General features: G+C 40.8%; 6 protein-coding genes. All 6 read right to left on the reverse strand.

Annotated elements, in window-relative coordinates:
* Positions 1-141: 141 nt before the first annotated feature.
* From ACZFYI_RS14690 to ACZFYI_RS14715, 6 genes are read right to left on the reverse strand one after another with little or no spacing between them, the layout of a single operon-like run.
* Complete coding sequence (locus tag ACZFYI_RS14690) at positions 142-894, reverse strand: DUF6090 family protein (protein ID WP_462524881.1); 753 nt, start codon at positions 892-894, stop codon at positions 142-144.
* A complete protein-coding gene (locus ACZFYI_RS14695; protein WP_462524882.1) occupies positions 891-1655 on the reverse strand; it encodes a hypothetical protein in 765 nt (254 codons plus the stop codon). Before ACZFYI_RS14695 ends, ACZFYI_RS14690 begins: the two co-directional genes overlap by 4 nt.
* Positions 1652-2386, reverse strand: coding sequence for a DUF6090 family protein (locus tag ACZFYI_RS14700; protein WP_462524883.1), 735 nt, complete (start codon positions 2384-2386; stop codon positions 1652-1654). The genes ACZFYI_RS14695 and ACZFYI_RS14700 overlap by 4 nt, the downstream gene beginning before the upstream one ends.
* 34 nt (positions 2387-2420) lie before the next feature.
* Positions 2421-2612, reverse strand: a complete 192-nt coding sequence (locus tag ACZFYI_RS14705; protein ID WP_462524884.1) for a hypothetical protein — start codon at positions 2610-2612, stop codon at positions 2421-2423.
* A gap of 60 nt (positions 2613-2672) precedes the next feature.
* On the reverse strand, positions 2673-4898 hold the full coding sequence (locus tag ACZFYI_RS14710) for a xanthine dehydrogenase family protein molybdopterin-binding subunit (RefSeq protein WP_462524885.1): 2226 nt from the start codon (positions 4896-4898) through the stop codon (positions 2673-2675).
* Positions 4899-4910: 12 nt separating this feature from the next.
* Entirely contained in the window at positions 4911-5387 is a 477-nt protein-coding gene (locus tag ACZFYI_RS14715; protein WP_462524886.1) for a (2Fe-2S)-binding protein, read from the reverse strand.
* Positions 5388-5625: the final 238 nt, after the last annotated feature.

The raw sequence follows: 5625 nt of genomic DNA on the forward strand, positions 1-5625 counted from the left end.
TCATTCCAATTATTGACTTGCAAGGCGATCAAGATACCGATCACCACTAGCAAGATTTCTCCAAAAGCATAAAGGAGATATCTTTTTGCGGCGTTTTGTTGAAGAAGTTTTTGGCGGATTTTACGGAAGAAAGAGATCATTTTATTCAGCTAGTTTTTTGTCAATTAGATTTAGAATCTGAATGGAATTGTCCCGGTACTCATGTAGGACTCTCAGACCAAACTTTGAGAAAATCAAGTAGTGTGCGCAGGCCCTTCGGTGTTTTTCGCTTTCAAAAATGTACTGAATAAATTCCTGGTTATAAGTTTTTTTACCGAAATCTGCATAGCTGATAAACCAGTCATAATCCTGGTAGCCAGCCAAAATATTTTTGGAAAGCTCTATAAGTAAACTTTGGGATTCGTCGACCAAGGGAAGGTATTCTGAATAGAATTGGGTGATGGCCGTATTTAGTGAATCCTCTTTGAAGTTTTGAGCTGTATTGACTGCCTTTAATAATTGGTACCCTTTGTCCAGATATTGAAAAGACTCAAGATTAGTAATGTCACTTCTGCATTTTTCACAATACTGATAATTGGATTCGTTTAGCGTATCATAATAGGTTACGGGAATGGAACGATTAATAATTTCTGAAATTCGGGCATTCTTAGCTTCCAAATCTTCAATAGAGATCCGCAATTTGACCGTATCCGCCTGTAGGTCCTGCCTTATTTGTTCATAGACTTTGAGAAGGTAGTTTTTTTCCTTCCGGTCTTCATTCCAGGTGTTGATTTGGATCGCAATGAGGATGCCGATCGTGACTAAAAAAATCTCCCCCACTGCATAAGTAAGATATCGGGAGACCCGATTCTGGGAAAGGAGTTTTTGCCGTGCTTTTCGAAAGAATCTAATCATTGATCAAGGTATTTTTGGATTTGATTTGATAAAACAAGGTTTGCTTCTTTATAGGTTTTAAGATTATCAAAAACCAATTCACTTTGATGTAACAGGTCCGTAAGGAAGTTCAATACTTCAGGTTCTTTGATTAATTCTTTAAAATCAGTTGCGTAATCATCACCAATATACAATCTGAAATTGGGAATAGACTTATACTTGGCGCTTCTCTGCAGTTTGTCAAGAGGATCAAATTGGGTGGCGTTGTTAAAATTAAATGCGCTGGCCTTTTGTTGGTAAATTTCTAAAGACCACTCTAAATATTGTTTGGAAAAGTAGGTGATGATTTCTTCAGATAGATTTTTGTCTTCAATTTCCTGCAGCAGACCACTGCCGTATAGTGTCTGGTAGTTGGTGTTAAACTTGGAAAATTTCCGAAATTCAAAAGTGTTCAGAAAATATTGCCCCAGCTCTTTATTGGTATTGCTTTCTTTCCCCTGGTAATTCAGAATAATCTGTTGAATACCATTTGTAATATCACCATAGTAGGACTGAAGAAAATCAATACGTGCAACTTCCAAATTCAAGTCAGCTTGCATCCCTATCAAAAGCTGTTCTGTTGCTTTCTTTTCTTTGGCTTCTTCATTTAGAATATTTAATTGAAGGGCAATCAAAATACCGATGACAACCAAAAAAATTTCACCGGCAGCGTATTTAAGATAATTTGCAATCTTTCCTTCTAGAAGGAGTTTTTGTCGGATTTTTCGAAGGAAGGAGATCATTTTTCCAATTGGATTTCGATTAATCTTATAAGCTTTTCTGCACTTTCATTTACAGCAACACATTTGCTTTTGATATCATAGGCCAAATTCAATTCTAAATTTAGAAGCCTATAAAACTCTTCAGTTCTAACATTAGACATGAATAATTTTTGATCAAATTCCGAAATATTAACCGTATCCTCCCTAATAAATGGTCTCAACGAGTTGGTATATTTAATATAACCTGTTTCTTTATTTTCACCGCTCTCCTCAAGGATATTAAGAAGGTTATAATAGTCAATTATACCGGCTCTTAGTGAATCATTCTCGATTTCGTTAAATTGACCTGTATTCAGTAACTGATTGTAGGTGTTTTTTTTAAATGCCCAAACAACTCTTCCAAAAACACCTCCATAACCCAAAGTATTTATAAAAAGAAGTGTGTCTTGAAACTGATAGTTACCTTGATAATAAGCTTTACCTATTTTTAGAGCTTCTACTTTTTTTTCAAAACGAGACAATACATTTCTTTTATTAAAAGAAATATCTTCCTGTAGGTCTTTTTTTAGGCTTAAAAGGTAAGCTTGTTCATTAATTTTCATTTTTCGGGTTTCATTCCAATTATTGATTGCCAATGCAATTAAAATCCCGATAACTACAAGAAAAATTTCACCTACAGCGTATTTGAGGTAGTTGCCTATCTTGTTCTCTTCGAGAAGTTTTTGCCGTATTTTTCGGAATAATGATATCATATCCTGTCTTTTAAACTTAAAAAAAGGATTACCCTTAACCTAGCTTTCCATCTCCGTCAATGTCTTTTCCGCTTTGCTCTTCCAAAACCTTTAAAGTACTGATCAGCAGCGATTTGGTTTTTTGAAGTTCAAGTTCGAGAAAAGCAACTCTCGCTTCCAAGGTATCTGCCCTGCCTTTTTGGTCAGAAATCTGGCTTTGTTGGATCAGGTTCCAAAATAGTCCCATATGGTTTTATAGTTTAGGAGTTAAGATGAATCTGGTTTCTTGATTTGGTTAAGAAATTCATTAAGTCGTTTGACGGATCGATGCCCTCAGATCGTTTTTTGAAATCGGAAGTTGGCGAATGCGGATCCCTGTAGCATCAAAGATGGCATTGGTCACAGCCGGTGCAATTCCCGGGGTGCTTGGTTCTCCTGCTCCACCGGGAGGGTTTCCTGAATTGATGATATAGGTTTCTATTTTGGGAGCTTCATGCATCCTGGTGACAGGATAGTCATGGAAATTGCTCTGGGCAACTGCACCGTTTTGGATACTAATCTCTCCGGTCATGGCAGCAGCCAACCCATAGATTATCCCGCTTTCCATCTGCGCAATAAACCCATCCGGATGGATGGCAAAGCCCGGGTCAGCTACACAAACTACTCTATGCACTTTCACTTTTCCTTCGATGCCGACTTCTACCTCAGCTACTTCCGCTACAATAGATCCAAAAGATTGGGTGATGGAAATACCCCTACCCCAATTGGCAGGAAGGCTCGCTCCCCAATTGGATTTTTCATAAACCAAATCTAAAACACCCAACATTCGTGTGTTATTTTTGATCAGGCCTTTTCGATAAGCAAATGGATCTTGCTTTGCTGCATGTGCCAATTCATCAATGAATGATTCTGTTAAAAATCCATGCGTAGAGTGATCCACACTTCTCCAATTGCCCCAGGGAACAAATGAGGCAGGACTTGAATATTGAATCAACTGGTTAGGAATGTCGTAAGGAACATCCGCAGCTTCCGGTGGATGGTGCTTGAATATAAACTGATGGGAATAGGCAATCGGTTTTCCCGATTTATCAAGTCCTGCTTTCATCCGGCTAAGAGTTGCCTCACGATATACGTCATGTTGGGTATCTTCTTCCCTTGACCAGATCAATTTTACCGGAAAGTCGACTCCCTTGGCGATCAATACTGCCTGCTTCACCACATCTGTTTCCGAGCGCCGTCCAAAACCTCCACCTAATAGTTGGTTGTGGACGGTAACTTGTTCAATATCTATTTCCAATAATTCCGCAGCGGCAGCTTTGACTCCAAGTGGGTTTTGACTGCCGCACCAGATCTCGCATTTGCCATCATGCACCCAAGCGGTACAATTCATAGGTTCCATCGTGGCATGGGCGAGAAAGGGAAGTTGATATTCTGCCTCCACAAGTGTTTCCGCCTGCTCCAAAGTAGCTGCGGCATCTCCGCCTTTGAAGTGCGTATCCAGATTACCCTCTGCCAAATCAGCATCCATGGCATTGCGGTATCGGTTTATGATTTCCTCTTGATTGAGTCCGTCATTTTCTGTGGCTTCAAATTCTACAGGAAGAGCATCCAAGGCTGTCTTCGCCTGCCAATATCCATCCGCCACGACGGCAACAGCATTTTCCAAATTCAATATTTTGATAACACCTGTAGTACCTGAAGGGACAGTTGTATCGACAGCTTTCACCTTTGCTCCAAATACCGGAGCAGCTTTAACGGTGGCATATTTCATTCCCGGGACCTGCACATCCATTCCAAACCTAGCCTCTCCCGTGACTTTTGCAGGAATATCAAACCTGGGTTTGGAAGTCCCCATTATTTTGAATTCTTCCTGTGATTTAAGTCTTGGTTGACTTGGGGTCGAAACCTTAGCCGCTACAGGAGCCAATTCGGCATAAGTGGCGGTCCGGTTGCTGGCAGCATGGGTGATGCTGCTATTTTCTGCTTTCAGTTCTCCGACAGGGACTTTCCAGGTTTCAGCTGCAGCTTGTAGCAGCATGGTTTTGGCCGCAGCACCTGCTATTCTCATGGCATGCTGACCTGTAAATCTCACTGATGCACTTCCGCCTGTGATTTGGAAGTTCATGGATTTGACAGCAGTTAGGAAAACCCCATCGATCGTTTCTTCAAGAAATTTTGGGAACGTAGCATCCCCTGCGATAAAGCCTTTGGCCACAGCAAAGTTGGCGTACTCCTTCTCTGCAGGCGCTTCGATAAACTTTACTTTCGACCAATCTGCATCCATTTCGTCGGCGAGCATCATCGCCAGAGCAGTATGAACTCCCTGCCCCATTTCTGCATGGGGAATGATAACTGTCACTGTGTTATCGGGAGCGATTTTTAGCCAAATATTCATGACTGTTTCTCCTTCAGATGCAATCAAACCAGCCACTTTGGAGGAACGGTTTCCCGGTCGGATAGCTATTCCAATCACCAAAGTCCCTCCTGCCAATACTCCGGCCCCTATAAATGCTCGTCTAGTCCATTTTTTCATTTTTATATTGATTTAGAGCGTATTGGAAGATTGAAGAGATGCTGAAGCGCGCTTGATGGCAGACTTGATACGGCCATACATGCCGCAGCGGCAAATGTTCCCTGACATGGCAGCGTCAATTTCCTCATCGCTAGGGGAAGGATTTTCATTGAGTAATGCCACAGCGGACATGATTTGTCCTGATTGGCAATAACCGCATTGTGGCGTTTGTTCTTCAATCCATGCTTGCTGAACGACATGTAGGGTGTTTGTGTCAGGAGCGATCCCTTCTATGGTGGTGATGTTTTTACCTTCTGCCGAGGTTGCAGGGGTAATGCAAGAGCGTGTTGGTTGACCATCGATATGGACAGTGCATGCCCCGCATTGGGCAATACCGCAGCCATACTTTGTTCCTGTCAACCCGCATTGTTCACGGATTACCCAAAGCAAAGGCATTCCGGCAGGGGCCTCTACTTCAAATTCCTTTCCATTAATAGTCAATCTAGCCATGATTTAGAATTAAGATTATTTATCAATATCGTTATTTTATTAGAAATCATCGAATTTTGAGTTCCTCAATCAAATTTTTTGGCAAGAAAAATGGTGTTCATATTTCTTAAGATTTTAGGCAAAAATACTTTTGAAAAAAACAGAAGTAGGATTGAAATCTAAGAATTGGATTTTTATTGGGATTCGGGAATGTTATTTATAGTTATTTGGAAATACCAGGAAAGGTTAAACAACATGC

Source organism: Aquiflexum sp. (assembly GCF_977115555.1).